General features: G+C 38.4%; 10 protein-coding genes and 1 pseudogene. All 11 read right to left on the bottom strand.

Annotation, left to right across the window (positions count from 1 at the left end; genetic code table 11):
• Positions 1-13 precede the first annotated feature (13 nt).
• The gene (gene paaD, locus GY23_RS03590) at positions 14-514 is read right to left on the bottom strand and encodes a 1,2-phenylacetyl-CoA epoxidase subunit PaaD (protein ID WP_075617825.1); all 501 of its coding nucleotides are present in this window, start codon (positions 512-514) and stop codon (positions 14-16) included.
• Between the two features lie 27 nt (positions 515-541).
• On the bottom strand, positions 542-1,354 hold the full coding sequence (gene paaC, locus GY23_RS03585) for a 1,2-phenylacetyl-CoA epoxidase subunit PaaC (protein ID WP_075617824.1): 813 nt from the start codon (positions 1,352-1,354) through the stop codon (positions 542-544).
• Positions 1,351-1,698, bottom strand: coding sequence for a 1,2-phenylacetyl-CoA epoxidase subunit PaaB (gene paaB, locus GY23_RS03580; RefSeq protein WP_075617823.1), 348 nt, complete (start codon positions 1,696-1,698; stop codon positions 1,351-1,353). The genes paaC and paaB overlap by 4 nt, the downstream gene beginning before the upstream one ends.
• A gap of 18 nt (positions 1,699-1,716) precedes the next feature.
• Positions 1,717-2,670, bottom strand: a complete 954-nt coding sequence (gene paaA / locus GY23_RS03575) for a 1,2-phenylacetyl-CoA epoxidase subunit PaaA (RefSeq protein ID WP_075618223.1) — start codon at positions 2,668-2,670, stop codon at positions 1,717-1,719.
• A gap of 153 nt (positions 2,671-2,823) precedes the next feature.
• A pseudogene (locus GY23_RS17925) lies at positions 2,824-3,053 on the bottom strand (ferredoxin--NADP(+) reductase); the annotation flags it as partial.
• A 675-nt stretch (positions 3,054-3,728) separates the two neighbouring features.
• Complete coding sequence (locus GY23_RS03565) at positions 3,729-5,666, bottom strand: endonuclease MutS2 (RefSeq protein WP_075617821.1); 1,938 nt, start codon at positions 5,664-5,666, stop codon at positions 3,729-3,731.
• 449 nt (positions 5,667-6,115) lie between these two features.
• The gene (locus GY23_RS03560) at positions 6,116-6,679 is read right to left on the bottom strand and encodes a hypothetical protein (protein ID WP_075617820.1); all 564 of its coding nucleotides are present in this window, start codon (positions 6,677-6,679) and stop codon (positions 6,116-6,118) included.
• Between the two features lie 166 nt (positions 6,680-6,845).
• A complete protein-coding gene (locus GY23_RS03555; RefSeq protein WP_075617819.1) occupies positions 6,846-10,064 on the bottom strand; it encodes a DEAD/DEAH box helicase in 3,219 nt (1,072 codons plus the stop codon).
• 196 nt (positions 10,065-10,260) lie between these two features.
• Positions 10,261-11,013: a PadR family transcriptional regulator gene (locus tag GY23_RS03550; RefSeq protein WP_075617818.1), complete on the bottom strand. Its 753-nt coding sequence runs from the start codon at positions 11,011-11,013 to the stop codon at positions 10,261-10,263.
• A 369-nt stretch (positions 11,014-11,382) separates the two neighbouring features.
• Positions 11,383-11,892: a GNAT family N-acetyltransferase gene (locus tag GY23_RS03545; RefSeq protein WP_075617817.1), complete on the bottom strand. Its 510-nt coding sequence runs from the start codon at positions 11,890-11,892 to the stop codon at positions 11,383-11,385.
• A 133-nt stretch (positions 11,893-12,025) separates the two neighbouring features.
• Positions 12,026-15,196, bottom strand: a complete 3,171-nt coding sequence (locus GY23_RS03540) for an ATP-binding cassette domain-containing protein (protein WP_075617816.1) — start codon at positions 15,194-15,196, stop codon at positions 12,026-12,028.
• Positions 15,197-15,504 lie beyond the last annotated feature (308 nt).

Here is a 15,504-nt window from a genome sequence, read left to right as displayed (position 1 = left end):
TTTTCTCCTCTTTTCACATTAGTGTCGAGACCGGTTTCATTGCTTCAAAAACGTTCTTGCAGCTTTTGCAGTATAAAATGCTTCGGCATGCTGTCGGCCCAAATATATTTTCCATTGTCACATAGGTAGAGCCGCAATAGGCGCAATCCACATGCCATGAGCCGTCTTCCTTGAAATAGAGTGGAGGCGGGGCAATGCCGAATGCCCTAAGACCCTTATGCCCTTCTTCAGTTATTCGATCTGACGTCCATGGTGGATTATATGCGAATTCAACCTCAACCTCACCTGCTTCGGGAAGTTCCTTTACGGCATTCAACGTGTTTTTTTTGATAATTTCAAGTGCCGGGCATCCAAGAAAGGTCGGCAACAGTACAATTTTCACATGGTTTCCATCCGTTATGACTTCACCCACCATACCAAGATCAACGATGCTGACAGAGTCAATTTCAGGATCTTTTACTTTATAAAGCACATCATAAACGCGAGCAGCTGAAACTTGCACAGATGCAGCCATTTTGTATTCTCCTTTCCGAGAAATGAATTACCAGACTGCGGCAGTATCGGCTGAACACACTTCGGAAAGTGTGGCTAATCCTTCATCCAAATCGCCGCTATGTTCTCCATTGCGCCCATTTTTCACAGGACCTTCGGGAATTTCAGGCACTTGCAAGTGCAGCGATACAAAGAAGGGCTCGATATTCATTCTCCATCTTCCCTTCAAATCTTCTTCACTGCCAATCAGGCCATGGGATTCGATTTGCTGTTTCTGATCTCCGTAGGAAAATACGTCGCCAAAATCATTCATGACGAGCTTGATGGCGTCTGCCATTTTCTTTTTAGCTACTTCCGTCGAACTCATTAACTGTTTGAACCAAGTATCCCAGTGCATTTTGTGATAATAAAGTTCCATTCTTACTTTTACTGCGACATCGGCTAGGGGCTTGAATGAGCTTTCGCACAAGGAGTCGATTCTCACTTTTTTTGCTTGAGTATAGAAATAACTTCTTGCAACCGCATATGCCCAATCATAATGTGGCGTTTCCATGTAGTACCCTTGACCGTTCACGCGCTCCGTCAAGATGGAGTTCCTTCTTTCGATAGCTGGCCGAAAATGGGCAAGTTTATCTGCATTTCCTGCACCTAAATCTTCTAGCAACTTGTAGAACATCGCTGCATGCCCCATGCTATCCTGACTAATTGAAGAAAATGCGATGTCAGCCTCGATGTGGGGAGCTAGTCCCAGCCATTCAGATCCACGGAATGAATACATGAAGTCATCATCCGCCAACTGGTATAACAAGCTTGTTACTGCTTCCGTGTATCCAGTGTCCATCACGGTTTCATCGCTGCTCATTTTCGTTCTCCTCCCCAGGACAGGATTTCTTTTTCATCCAGAATTTCTTGTTCATATTTGCGCCATTTCTTTTTAAGGTAGCCGTAGCCTTTTGTCGTTCGGTAATCCTTGTTTTCAAGACGGCCAAGCGTCAATTTCTCATCTGCATTCATCCGTTTGATGTTTTTCCTGTTGACGATCCAAATGTCAGCAACAGGCTCTCGGCGCATGAAATTTTCTTGTGCCATAATCAGCGCCATTTCTTCGTTTGGTGCCAGTAAGCTGTATTGATGCTGGAATGCAGAGCTCGGTGTGCGCTTGCTGAAAATTTCATATTCTTGATAGAATGTTTTTTCTTCACCCATTTGTTACAGCCCCTTTCTTCAACTGCTGCTTGTGCTGAGTGCATCTCGAACCCAGGAATTATATTCATAAGAATGCCGGCGTAAATTCAATCTAGCTTCCGAGCGAGGCCCTTGGTTTTTAATGATTTTCTTGAATGCATTCCAATCCGGCTGCTCGTAAAACCACAATTTGCTGTCTTGATCGTATCGCAAGGTTGGATCTGGAATCTTCAAGCCTAATGAAATGATGCGGGGAATGTATTTATCAAAAAAGATTTGCCTGAATTCTTCATTTGTTTTGGTACGAATTTTATATTTAATTGTCAGGTCTTGTTTGGAAGAACCCGTCGTTTCTTTACTTGCCGGCCCAAAGAACATGAGGAGCGGCTCCCACCATCTATCAAGTGCTTCCTGGACAATGGCCTTTTGCAGATCAGTACCCTCCACTAAAGCCAAGATGATGGATTCGCCGTGTTGTGCATGGAAAACTTCTTCTGCGCAAATCCGTTGCAGCGCTCTCGCATATGGACCGTATGAAGCCTTGAGCATGTCTGTTTGTGTGATGATTGCGGCTCCATCCACAAGCCATCCGATAATTCCGGCATCTGCCCAGGTTTTCGTTTCCATGTGGAAGACATTATGAAACTTCAAATCTCCATTGAATAAATCTTGCATCAAGTCTGCACGGTTTTTCCCATATGGCACCAGCAAGTCTTCCGTTACCCGCAGCAGCAGTTGACCATGACCCATTTCATCTTGAACCTTTGCCATAATTCCAAGTTTCCGTTGTAGTGTGGGAGCTTTTGGTACCCATTCCTTTTCAGGAAGGGCTCCCATGATTTCGCTCATTCCATGCATTGAAATCAATTTGATCAAAGTCATCCGGTACTCATCAGGCATCCAATCGCTCGCTTCAATCTTGTCATTTGCTTCTATACGCTGCATAAATTGCTCGAGCTGTTTTTCGTCATTCGTGCTGTTGAAATTCGTCATCCGTGTCCCTCCTTTGTCTAACATATGCATAGTAGACGCTTTCCATAACGTTACGTACACGCCATCCAAATACTCTGTTACAATGAAGCGCGTTACTGTGTATGTTTTGATTAATTCCCATTTCATTGCTACTTCGACTTGTTTTCCTGCTTTATCCATAACTGAAGTACTGTGGAGCGGTTGGACTTTTGATGTTGGATCAATATGGACTTTTGTTTTGTATTACTGATGGCTGTTGTTGCTTCCCGAAATCCTGAAGCAATCAGCTTAACTTTTCCTTCATACGTATAAATATCACCTTCAGCATAAATGCCGTGTATGCTGGTTTCCTTATTGGAATGTACGACGATGTTGTTTTTCTCCAAAATCAAACTCCAGTTTTTTCGGATGGATTGCGTCATTTCCAGTGGTGATGAAGATTGTTTTTGAATAATATGTCCCTTTGTTTGTAATAAACTTAAACGTCCCATCGAGTTGTCTTTCCAATTCTTATTTTCTCTTGGTTCAAACAAATCAACTGTTCAAATCTGCAATATCGTATATATACTTTTCGCGATATTAAGCCTCCGATTGCCCACCAAGTTGAGGAAGGCTTTCAATGAACTTGCAAGATATGTTTCGGAGCCATGCGTAAAATAATCCATCCCTTATCTTGTAGCCATCCTGACCACATAATCTCCAAGTTGACAAGCATTTGTACTATCGGCAAACCCATAGGATTTGAACAGCGATCAGTATAATATATAACACTTAAAATGCGTTTTATGGTAAAACTGTAATATTAATATTAGATTAATAGTGGTGGGAGAAGATGTCAATGATAATTTCTGAAAATTCCGAACGAAATGTTTTTTTGTATGATTGGCTACTTTATCACGGATCAAAGTACAAGATAATAGTTCCAAAATGAATAAATAAATGAAAAATTAGGCTGTCAAAACCTCAAGAATTCGGGTTTCGGCAGCCTAAAATAGATGTTCTGTGTGTTTCATATCGCTAGTTCAGTTAAAAGTTGTCTTTTATTTCTTGCATTACCAACATATTTATAAAGATTAGTATTATTCCTCATCAACCAAATTCAAACCATCGACATGCTTCTTATCGAACTGTTTCTTCAGTTTACGGTAGTCTTTGGATTTGAAAATAATATCAAAATCATAATTATCCGGATACAATTCACTGCCTTTAATATGCAACTTCAATCTCTTGTGATTGAATGTTTTCTTTACATCTTTCACTTGAACGATATAATTCCCTGTACTATCCGGTCCTTTATAGACGATTCCAGTCTCTTCTGTAGCAGTTATCGTAACATTATCTCCTTGATTGAACATTATAATCTTTTCATCACCTATTGAAACTTTGTTCGCATTCGCTTTTCTGGCATATTTATTTGTGGATAGTTGTTGTAAATAATGATGATCTTTTAAGTCAACTTCACTAGGATTAGCTGGAAGCTGCTTCTCATTTTTATAAGTAATCAGTGATGCCTTTTCAATCAATTTTGGATGTAAGCCAAGCTTCAATGCAATATCGAATGCCTGACTTTTACCACCTTCCCCCAATAACAGTCGATACGTGGGCCTAAGCGTTTCGATATCAAATTCCATCGATCCATTGACGAATCCATCCTTCTTGTCAGCAAAATCCTTCAGCTCACTATAATGAGTCGTTGCAAATAGGGTTGCTCCCTTGTCAAAAAGCTGTTCGAGAATGACTATCGCCAATGCCATCCCTTCACTTGGGTCCGTTCCGGAACCTAGCTCATCTAGCAAAACAAGGGACTGATTATCCGTCTGTTTCAAAATCTCGATTATATTCAAAAGGCGTGAACTAAAAGTGCTCAAATTCTGTTCGATGCTTTGCCCGTCTCCAATATCGACGAAGATTCGATTGAATATGTGCAATGAACTGCCTCTTTTAGCCGGTATATACAATCCACTTTGAGCCATCATGGTTAATAGGCCGATTGTTTTCAATGTTACTGTCTTCCCTCCAGTATTCGGTCCCGTGATGACGAGTGCCTGATCATTTTCTCCAAATTGCAGAGATAGTGGTACTGCATGTTCCTTCAACATGGGATGTCGTGCACCTATTAAGTGAATACAATAATCCTCATTCAACAAAGGACGCTCCCCGGCAATGCTTTGGCTGTGCTTGGCTTTGGCAAAAATAACATCATAGTGATGCATGGTATCCATCGCTATTTTAAGGATATTTTCATGATCAAGGAATTTCTCGGTAAGTTCGTACAGGATTTTCTCGACTTCATGCTCTTCTGAAATTTTCAGTAAGTCGATTGATTCCTGCATTTCTTCAAGTTCTTTGGGTTCCATGAATAAAGTGGCTCCCGAAGCTGAAGTATCAATGACTGTACCTTTAACCTTGTTCCGATATTCTCTTTTTACCGGGAATACAAAACGTCCATTTCTTTCCGAAATGATTCCCTCCTGTAAATAGGGCGTAATCGATTTCGACTTTACCATGGATTGAGCTTTCTCTTTCACCTTTGTCAGGTGTATGGATAACTGTTTTCGAATAGACAACAGTTCTTTTGAAGCGTAATCGTCAATCTGCCCATGCCTCAAACAGCGGCTAATTTCACTCTCTAGTTCGTTCAAATCCTCAATTGACTCGGCATACAGACTGATGGTTGGCGCTACATAATTCTTATCCTTCATAAAACGCTTCAATTTACTGCAGTGATCCAAAAATGAAAGAATCTTGGAAAATTGATCGGCTCGAATGTATAAGCCCTTCTTTGCCAGTTCAATGTATTGCTCTATATCATTCAAAGTATGCAATGGCACACTTGAACTTATTTTCATTATTTGAAGGGCTTCGTGTACTTCACTTAAACCATGTTCAATCTTCTTCTTGTTAGTTGATGGGCGCAATTCTTCAATTGTTTTCTTAGCACGTTCGGTAATGGCATAACTGCCAACTTCTTGTATTATTTCTTGATAACCCAATACATAAATGGCCTGTTGGTTCATTTTTTGTTTCCTCCTTTTTGTTTACAGAAAAAAGCCGTCATGAAAACACTCATGACGGCTTAGAAATTTCGGGACCCCTTTTTTGTGTAAACTAGTTATTATTCGAGTTAGTACCTCAAAATCAACTCTAGACACAAAAAAGACTATGACAAATACATGTCATAGCTGGAGTTATCCATTGTTCTTTGCTATGATGCTTGTTCTTAACAATACTTGAAAAAGTGCATGCTGAATAAACCAAGAGATTCTCGGTTTTTCACTTATTTCAAGACCGTATGAAATTAACGGGTTAGTTAAGAATAGTCACACTCATAAAACAATCTCCTCTATAGGGCACAATATTCGTAATATTTATACAATATGTTAAAGTTAAAATTTTGTCAACGGTCTTTCCATACGTAGTTGACAGTTTTGAAAATCGCTCAATTGGGATTTATTCTATTCTTCTTTTAATAATCGTGAATGTGTTCAACTGGTATACCCAACAGCATGACTTTACTATGCACATTTTTTTGAACCACTTCAGTGAAATGACCGTTTTGATACATGGAGAGCATGTTTCCATCTGTAAAATAAAATTCATAATATGGTGTCTCTTCTTTTTGTTGCGGAGTTTCATAATAGACAAAACGATCGAGGTCATCCCATGAATAGGTTTGTCTTTCTAAAGAAAAAACCTTTCGAAAAGATATTTCATCATTGGTTAACGTCACATAAGGTAATGACGAACTATAAAAAGCAATTCCGGAAAGAATCGTACAAATCAATCCCCCAACAATTGCACCTTTTTTTAGATTTAGAAAAAATACGATTAGGCTAGCAAATGAGATTAATATCACCCCTAAGCCAAACAAAAGATAGTTCGCTCCTGGTGTATAGGTAATCCATGCCCCCAACTTATCATATTTAGTTGCTACAACGGTTAATGGCACTAATAAAATAAAGACCGGTGACACTAATAAAATACAAATGCCGAATAACATGAAAACATGGCGTGCTTCATAATTCTTCATTATAGTCCCCCATTGATTTTAGAAGATGTTTTATAGTGTTATTCTATTATTCGTTTTGACTTTATATGACCTAATAGTTTAACTAAGTCGAGATAATTGTATTTAAATAGTAAAAAGACACTCATCATAAGATCGATGAATGTCTTTTTGTACTACCTAAAATATATTAAATCATCAAGATTTCCCTAATGTCCTCTTCCGTCAGAGCGGAAGAAAAATGTTTATCCGAATCGATAATTTCTTCAATCAGAAGTCTTTTTTTCTCCTGTAGTTCATTCATTTTTTCCTCGATCGTTCCTCGGGCTACAAGCTTGATGACCTGTACTATATTTTTCTGTCCCATTCGGTGTGCACGGTCTGCGGCTTGCTGTTCGACAGCCGGGTTCCACCAATTGTCATACAGTATGACGGTATCGGCACCTGTCAAGTTAAGACCTGTCCCTCCTGCCTTCAAGGAAATCAGGAATAAATCACGTTCCCCGAGATTGAATCGATTACAGGTTTCCACACGTTCATTTGATGGCGTTTTACCATCCAGGTAGAAGAATGGAAGTCCTTGACTCGCTAATTCTCTTCCGATAAGTTCAAGCATTTTCGTGAACTGGGAGAAAATCAGCACCCTCCTTCCGGAAAGCCTGGATTCTTCAATGATATCCATGAGCTGTTCAAATTTCGCTGAACTCCCATTATAGCCGTCAACAAACAGTGCTGGGTGACAACATATCTGCCGTAGCCGTGTCAGACCTGCCAAGATTTTAATGCGATTTTTACGGATACCCTCTTTGTCCAGATGCTTCAACGTGTCATGACGAAGTTTGGATAAATACGCTGCATAAAGTTTCTTTTGGTCAGGAAGCAACTCCATGGATTCGCTCGTCTCAATTTTTTCGGGGAGTTCTGCAAGAACATCCTCTTTCATTCTACGAAGCAAAAATGGTCGAGTACGACGGGCGATTGTATCTCTTGAAAGGTTGCTGAATTCCTTTAAGCCAAGGAACAATTCGGGAAAGACCACGTGGAAAATTGACCAAAGTTCTTCCAGCGCATTTTCCACAGGTGTACCGGTAAGTGCGAAACGATGATTTGCCTTTATTTTCTTCACGGCTCGAGCAGTTTGTGTAAAAGGATTCTTGAACGCCTGTGCCTCATCAAAAAATACGGTGTGAAATGCCTGTTTCTCATACCAAGTTATGTCTCGACGGAGCAACGGATAGGAAACGATCAAGACATTCATATCCGATACATCCTTTTGAAGCAGGACTCTTTCCTTTTGAGTTCCATCAATGATCAAGGCCTGGACATCTGGAGCAAATTTGTTCAGTTCACTTAACCAGTTATAGGTCAATGAGGATGGGCAAACAATTAGAGCCGGAAGCTTCCGTGTTCGCATATCTTGTAACTCCGAAAGTATGTAAGTAATGCTTTGCAGCGTTTTACCCAGACCCATGTCATCAGCAAGAATCCCTCCCAATCCATAACTGGCAAGGGCTTTCATCCATTTATAGCCCACTTTTTGATAATCCCTCAGTATGAATTCTAAGCTTTTCGGTATCTCACAGTCCATGCTTTCAGGATTGCGGATACTTTCAAGAAACTCGAGCAAAGATTCTTCCAATGAAAAGGCTTTGGCATCGGCTGAATTCAACAGTTGAAGCCCACTCGCTAATGGTAAGTTCAATCCCTTTTCCAAATCATCTTCCTGAACCGGTCCTGCATTCAGGAAACGATTGATTTCTTCAAACTCCTTTGTTTCCAATGACAGCAATGATCCGTTTCGCAAACGGAAATACTTTCGTTTCTCCTCGAGGGCCAATAGAATCTCACGAATATGTTTTTCAGGAATGCCATCCATTTCAAATTTGAATTCCAACCAATTGGTCCTTTCCTTCATGACTTTCACCCTGATCCTCGGACGGGGATTCTCCCTGAAAATGCGATTTCTGACGGCTGTAGTTACATATATTTGTGCAAGTTTCTGAATTTTCGGGACGATATAGTACAAAAACTCATATTCCAACTCTTCGTTATGCAAAAAATACCCACCGTCCGTTTTGACAGCCATGCTATCGTCCATCAGCCGAAGGATAGCTTCTTCTTTCTCGATATCCCTGACGAGCATGGAGCCTGCTTTCAGTTCCCGACTTTCCAGTGGATTGAGTACGAAATTTTCATAGTGAAACTCAAGTCCAGCAAGCAAACGGTTTTTGACGCGATCCAAATATAACTTCGCTATTAATGGAGTTTTCAAGAACTGACTGGTAATTCCTTCAGAGATCTGGACCTCACCTAATTTTCTCAAACCTGGAACCACTTTTTCGAGGAATGACTCAATCTGATCGTTTGGAATGAGAATAAGGTTCGTTCCTGACGAATTCAGCATCTGTTTCAGTTCATAGAGACGATTGCAATCATCACTGTCCATTCGAAAAAGTGTACCTTCATATAGGACACACTGATATGAATGCAAAACAGCCATTCGATTCAATTCGTGGATTGTAAGCTGAAAGTCTACTCCTGCCGATTCATCAAATATGAATTTTAAATCAAGAGGGTCTGTTGATATCCTTAGACCTTCGTACGTCTGAGTCGGACTTTCCAATTTAACATTTTTTGCATTCTCCAGGCTGTCACATAGGCTGTTCCAAGAAGATGGCGGAATCAGTAAAACCTGCTTATCAATTGAGGTATCTGAAGGATCTAATAAACCATCCATGTACATTTGTTCGTCTTTGACGATGTCAATGAGTTTCCCTAAAACTGCATCTGTTTCAAGTTGAAAGCAATGGAGACTGGGATTATAACTAAATGAATTGGATAGCAAGATTGGCGTTCCATCTTTCAAATGCTTCAGGAAGTTCCGGATATCTTGGACGAGTGACTGACCAACCCTTAGCTCTATACCTAACATGTATTGTCCCATGCCTACCGTGACCAATTTACATGTAAACTCGACATCAAGTAACAGCCTTTTTTCAAAGTGCAGCTGTTTTCTTGCTCGATTGGGTTGTTTTTGGAACAAAGTTATGAATCCATCAGTAAGTCCTTGATCAGGGACAGGATGAATATCAAGACTTTCATGGAGATTGCTAGTAGATGTACCACGGTTTTGGTGCTCGCATATTGATAATAGAACGGCAGCAATATGCTGGCAATCCTTCTCGAAAGACACGAGTTTTGGACAACTACATGTGGAGTTGAATTTGCCATTCATTTTCTTCTCGATCGACACTTTAAAATCTTCGGTGCCTGAAACGACGGCTATACAACTTTCTGGACCGTAACTTTCGAAAGAGACTTTACCCGTACGATAAAAAGAGTCTCCCTTTTTGAAGGAGACTGTACCGCATACTTCTTTAATGATTTTGTGATTTAGTTTAACATCCAAGTATTTTGCTCCTTCAATAGGAATTTGGGTTCGGACAATGTTGATCTATATAAGTGTTTTTTTGTTTGGTAATCAAGTACTTCCATTGATGTTGAGTCTGTTTTAATAACATCACAAAAATGTATTATCGCAATTGTATCATAAGGATGGTATATTTCTAATTGGTCATTTCGACAAATTATGCAAAGTTAACAATTCAGTTTGCTGATTTCTCTTTATTTAAAAATTTCAAAATGTAGTGAAGATAAGTGCGGACACTCATAACACGTTCCAATAGCGATTGTTCGACAGTATGCAAAAACTGGTTCCCTACATCGGTTCCTTTCAATATCCGAACCGTTCGCCGTTCATCCCGCCATTGACCAAATAATAATTCTGTTTCTTCCATCTCATGGACCAATTGATATAAATAGCCATTTGATGGTGACCAACCGAATAAATCGTCCATTTGATCCCCCACTTCCGCCATGTAAAAAGAAGATCGATTGAGACTCATTTTTAATGCCATGTACCTTACGACATCCTTGACTGAGAGAAGTTTTGCCAGATATGGACGGAAATCCGGATGGAGTGCCATCGATGGAGCTTCAGGTTTCTTCCCATTATGGGTCAAATGATAATACATGCGATTGATTACTGTCGCTACTTCATTAAATCGCTTGAAATAAGTGTCCTGGTAATCGTGTAGACGTTTTGTTCCTGCCTCAGTGATTGAGTACACTTTCTTTGCTTCATTTACAGTCGATGTTAGGAAGCCATTGCTTTCTAATTGTTTTGCGACTCTTGCAACATATTCATACCCTACTTTTCGACCAGGAAAGGTTTCAATAAATTGTTGGTACACATCTTTGGGATACGTAGGATTCGTAGAAACGATATGTAGCCAATATAAAGCCAAAGTATCTTTTACACTGAAACCAACACTATCTTGGAAAGAAGGTATTTTCATCAAAACACTCCTTTTATTGTTAATTATACACCTCGATAGTCTATATGCAAAAATGAAATCCCTTCCCAATGTCTCTCCAAAATTAATGCTCTCCCCTTCCCTCTCATATACATCAGGCTTTTAAATCAACAAATAGAAAATAAGTGGGTTATTTTGTTGCAAAAGTTGTTCGTGTGTAAGACATGTGGTTTTTTTGGATGTTTTGAGTGCGAGTAAAGAATGAATATAGACTATCGAGGTGTATATATTTAAAGATTTTGAAGAAACCATAAAAAAACTGCTTACGTCTCCCGTAAACAGTCTGTTGCCACATTTTTTAGTTTTTCCATTGTTGGTATGATTTTAACTGAATATTATGGTCTGGCCATCTCATTTACGAACAAGATATTCGTAATATGGTTCGTTCTGGTTGGTGTCTTCAAACCATCTCATTTCGATAAACTTGAATCCAATCTTCTCCAAAATCTTGGTGGAATCCAGATTATGTGGATCTGCTGACGCGTAGATAAGCTCAACATGTTGAAGTCGTTTTGCAATTTCAATGCACGCTTTTGCTGCTTCGGTTGCGAATCCTTTTCCCCAGCTTGGTTTTGAAAAATGATAAATTAACTCAATTTTCTCGACTGAATCGCTTATATTAAATCCGGCTGCACCAATGACTTTTCCTGTACTTTTTTCCGTTACTGCATAAACTGATAATCCCTTTTCTTGATGGCATTTTTCATAGCCTTCTAGAACTTGAGAAAGTTTTTCATGAGGTGTGGCACCCCCAGAATATTCCATCACATATGCATCTCCCCAAAAATGTTTTGTAGCATCGAGATCTTTTTGTTGAAAAACCGTTAACAATAATCTGCTAGTTTCGTATGCAACTTCCATTGATATCTCCTTTATCTCTTAAACCAGCATGATCCCTTCAGAAAAACATAAAAACTCTTAATTCAAATGAGTTTTCTTCACTGACTGACAGCTAGTTCATTACTTAAATATCACTTGTTTTAATAAATCTAATTTAATTATTTTGCTCAAGGTATTGGTAGATCGCCATCATTTCTTGTTTATTCAACTCACGAATACGATTGAAAATTAGAAGATTTGCAACAGGCTCAAGATTTAAGCTTTCACTAACAACATCACTGACTTTTCCAGTTAGCCATGTTTCTACTGCTATGTCTTCGACAACTTCCAGAAGTCCCTCATCATTGATACCACTTGCATTACAACTCACACAAGGTATCGTTAATTTAAATACGCCGTCATGTAGATTATCTTCGGATATGACTTTCTTTCCTTTACAGAATGGACATGGATGACTTTTCTTTATCTTATTAATATGCGTAACAAGTTTTTTGTAACCAAACGCTTCATAAACATATGTTAGTTTTTTATATGTTCCATTAGTGAAATACTTGTCTATGATTGTTTCTCTCGTCTCATTGATATTGTCAAAATCACAGATGGTTACCTGATTACTGTTGCTGATGAATTCAATATTGCCTTTAATACTGTCCCAGAATGGGTATACATTTTGCAGTACCATTTCATAACCAGCAAAGCTTGCAAGTTCTAATTCAAGCATTTTCACAGCGACTTGTGTTTCTCTAGGCAACAGAGAGACATCTTCCGTCAAAGCCATATCGCCGCCTACAATAGCTTTCAATTTTTCCAGTTCCGGTAAAGTTCCTACTGTTTTCAAAACTTGATCAATCGGCTGCTTTATAATCTCACGAATATCCGTATCGCCAAATTTGAGCTGTTTATGATGATTTAACACAGAACCTTCGCAAATCGGACATGTAATCTTCTCTTTAGAAGCTTTCATTTGCTCTTTAATAATCGATTTCGAAATGAACATATACATTCCAATTATGTTGTTAAAGCCTTGCCATGTTCTCTGCGTCTTACCTGCTTTATCATAAAACGACTTTTCCCAATACCCGTATAAAAAGGTATGCTTTTCCTCTTCTGTCATTTCATTATAGCTTTTACTCAGATCGTGGCCGAGTTCATTCTTAATTTCATCAAAAATGAATTGCAATTTTGGATATTGATAATGTTTTAATACCTCCATCACGTCTGGATGCAATAGACCCTCCCAAAATGGTACGGCTTTGTCCTGAATAACAACATCAAAATCAAATTTTTCAATCATCCTACGGCCAGAGCAGCTTGGACAATGATTGTCTTGATAATAGAAATCGAAACTACTCGTATCTTTATTGGTTGGATGCGCCACAATGATATGGTTGATCAATCCACCCATTTCATAGAGAAAACTATATTGACTATACAAGTGACGTTCCAGATCAATGGCGATGACGGGTGCAATTGAATCAGATTCGTATTCACCGTATATCAAACGAGCCATTGATGATAAGCTTTTTAAGATCCCGCCCTTATAGACGTTTTCTGCATTATTAAAATAGGCAATCTGATTTTCTTCTAAGTAGTTAATTCCATTTTGTACATTGATAGTTGAAGAAATATGCAATGGAGCAACTCTATCCGTACTGTTTTGTTGACGAAAATAGTCATCATGACTGACAACATCAAGATGCTCCACAGGTGCAAGCTGTCTTTTACCAAAATTAACGATAAAATCAGAGTTTTCTAGCATATAAGAATTATGTTCAATCATTACTATTGAGACAGATTCATCCTGCAGAATGACCCTGACACTATCAATGAATTGATTTAAAATATTTTGTGATAGACCTTTTGAAGGCTCGTCAAAAATAAAAAGCGTATGTGGGTTTCTAGAGTTGGCAAACAGCTCAGAAACTAAATGGACACATTGAAATTCACCATTCGATAATGATTGTGTTTTTCTTTCCAATGTCAAATAACCAAGTCCAAGTTTGATCAATAAGCTCAAGCGTTTATGAGCGATGTCTTCGTTTGGCAGTTCATCAATAATATCTTCAATCGAGCGCTGAAAAATATCATCAATATCTTCACTATATTTGGTGAGTTTCTTTTTAATATCAAGAAAAGTAGCAACTGTTGACCTACTGGTAATCGATTGGTTTCGATTTTGCCCCACCATTACCAGTTTATCTTTTGGATATCGATCGAGAAAATCTTTGGCTATACACTCATTGACAAGCGTAGATTTACCACATCCAGACTCCCCCGTAAAAGTGACAATTCTATTTTTGGGAATTTGAATTTCAGCCATTTGAATATTACGACTGTAAAGATCATGAAATTGATAGTATTCTGTTGGCATTGCCCGATTTCGTTCCCAAGTGATTGGTTTTGGACGTGGGGATACTTCAACAATTTTCCCACCGTATTTCCCACTGCCAGGTCCAAAGAATAATTGCACGTCTGTTGTGTCGAGCACTGTGTCTGAATGGTCAATCAGCCAAATTTGATTCTTATATCCTAAATGTTTAATCTGTTCTAAAATTTTCAATAGTGTTTGGTGATCAAGACCCACGGAGATTTCATCAATAATAATAACGGTATTTTCACTTGCTGCCATGAATTCAGCCAAGTAAAGTCGTGTTAATTCACCACCTGACAATGTACCCATAATGCGATTTAATGTTAAATAACCAATATTCATATTGATAATATTTTTAAGAATATGTTGTTTCGTTTCACTAATATGTAGAACTTCTGCTAATGATAGAATCGATTCAATACTTAAGTTGTTAATATCGGAAATACTATGTGGTTGATCCAACAATTCTATCTTATATTGCAGGACTTCTGGATTATAGCGTTTGCCTTCACACTTTTTACATTCAATATTTTTGGTAGTACCGCGTCCTTTACATGCTGGACACCAGCCTAATTCATTATTAAATGAAAAAACTTCTGGAGAAAGATTAAATTTTTCAGCGAGAGTATCACGAATCTCTTTAAATACGCCAGTATGTGTGCCAATTGTTGAACGTGGATTGGAAGAAATGGATGATTTTCCGAGAAAAAGTACTAAAGGCATTTCTTCCATCTTGATGGCACTGAAATTGGTTTCCATAATATTGGAAAATAAATACTGATATTCAGCCTTTGGCAATAATGAAACGAGACGCTTCTTGGATTCTTCACCAATTGTTTGACAAAAAGTTGTTTTACCAGATCCAGACAAACCAGCAATCCCAATCGATTTATCTACTGGTAGTGCTGAATCTAACTTGTTAATATTGTTCGCAATTAATCTATTTATTTTCATATTTATACCCTCTCCATTCTCTAAATTTAGTATTGCCATGTTAGTAAAACTTTAATAGAATTTGTTGTGTCATTTTCGAATTGACGACTTCATACTAGTTTTAAACGAAGTTTTCTAAATTCGTTGTTATGTTTTTACTAATGGTTTGTTAAACTACAATTATTTTAAAACTTGTAATTTAACTCAATTCTTTATTCCGTAAAAACGACGCTTTCCGTGTTCCGGAAAGCGTCCGATTGTAGAAAATTGTTTAAAGAATACTGGCTATACTATATTCCGGAGAATTGCTCGTTTGTTTTTAATTTCTA

This window comes from Paenisporosarcina indica (genome assembly GCF_001939075.1).
GTDB classification, from domain to species: domain Bacteria; phylum Bacillota; class Bacilli; order Bacillales_A; family Planococcaceae; genus Paenisporosarcina; species Paenisporosarcina indica.
This window is presented reverse-complemented; position numbering and strand designations above follow the sequence as displayed.

Bases quoted from the DNA above. Each gene is read 5' to 3' on its own strand.
- paaD (WP_075617825.1), bottom strand. From the start codon at position 514: ATGGCTGCATCTGTGCAAGTTTCAGCTGCTCGCGTTTATGATGTGCTT.
- paaC (WP_075617824.1), bottom strand. From the start codon at position 1,354: ATGAGCAGCGATGAAACCGTGATGGACACTGGATACACGGAAGCAGTA.
- paaB (WP_075617823.1), bottom strand. From the start codon at position 1,698: ATGGGTGAAGAAAAAACATTCTATCAAGAATATGAAATTTTCAGCAAG.
- paaA (WP_075618223.1), bottom strand. From the start codon at position 2,670: ATGACGAATTTCAACAGCACGAATGACGAAAAACAGCTCGAGCAATTT.
- GY23_RS03565 (WP_075617821.1), bottom strand. From the start codon at position 5,666: ATGAACCAACAGGCCATTTATGTATTGGGTTATCAAGAAATAATACAA.
- GY23_RS03560 (WP_075617820.1), bottom strand. From the start codon at position 6,679: ATGAAGAATTATGAAGCACGCCATGTTTTCATGTTATTCGGCATTTGT.
- GY23_RS03550 (WP_075617818.1), bottom strand. From the start codon at position 11,013: ATGAAAATACCTTCTTTCCAAGATAGTGTTGGTTTCAGTGTAAAAGAT.
- GY23_RS03545 (WP_075617817.1), bottom strand. From the start codon at position 11,892: ATGGAAGTTGCATACGAAACTAGCAGATTATTGTTAACGGTTTTTCAA.
- GY23_RS03540 (WP_075617816.1), bottom strand. From the start codon at position 15,196: ATGAAAATAAATAGATTAATTGCGAACAATATTAACAAGTTAGATTCA.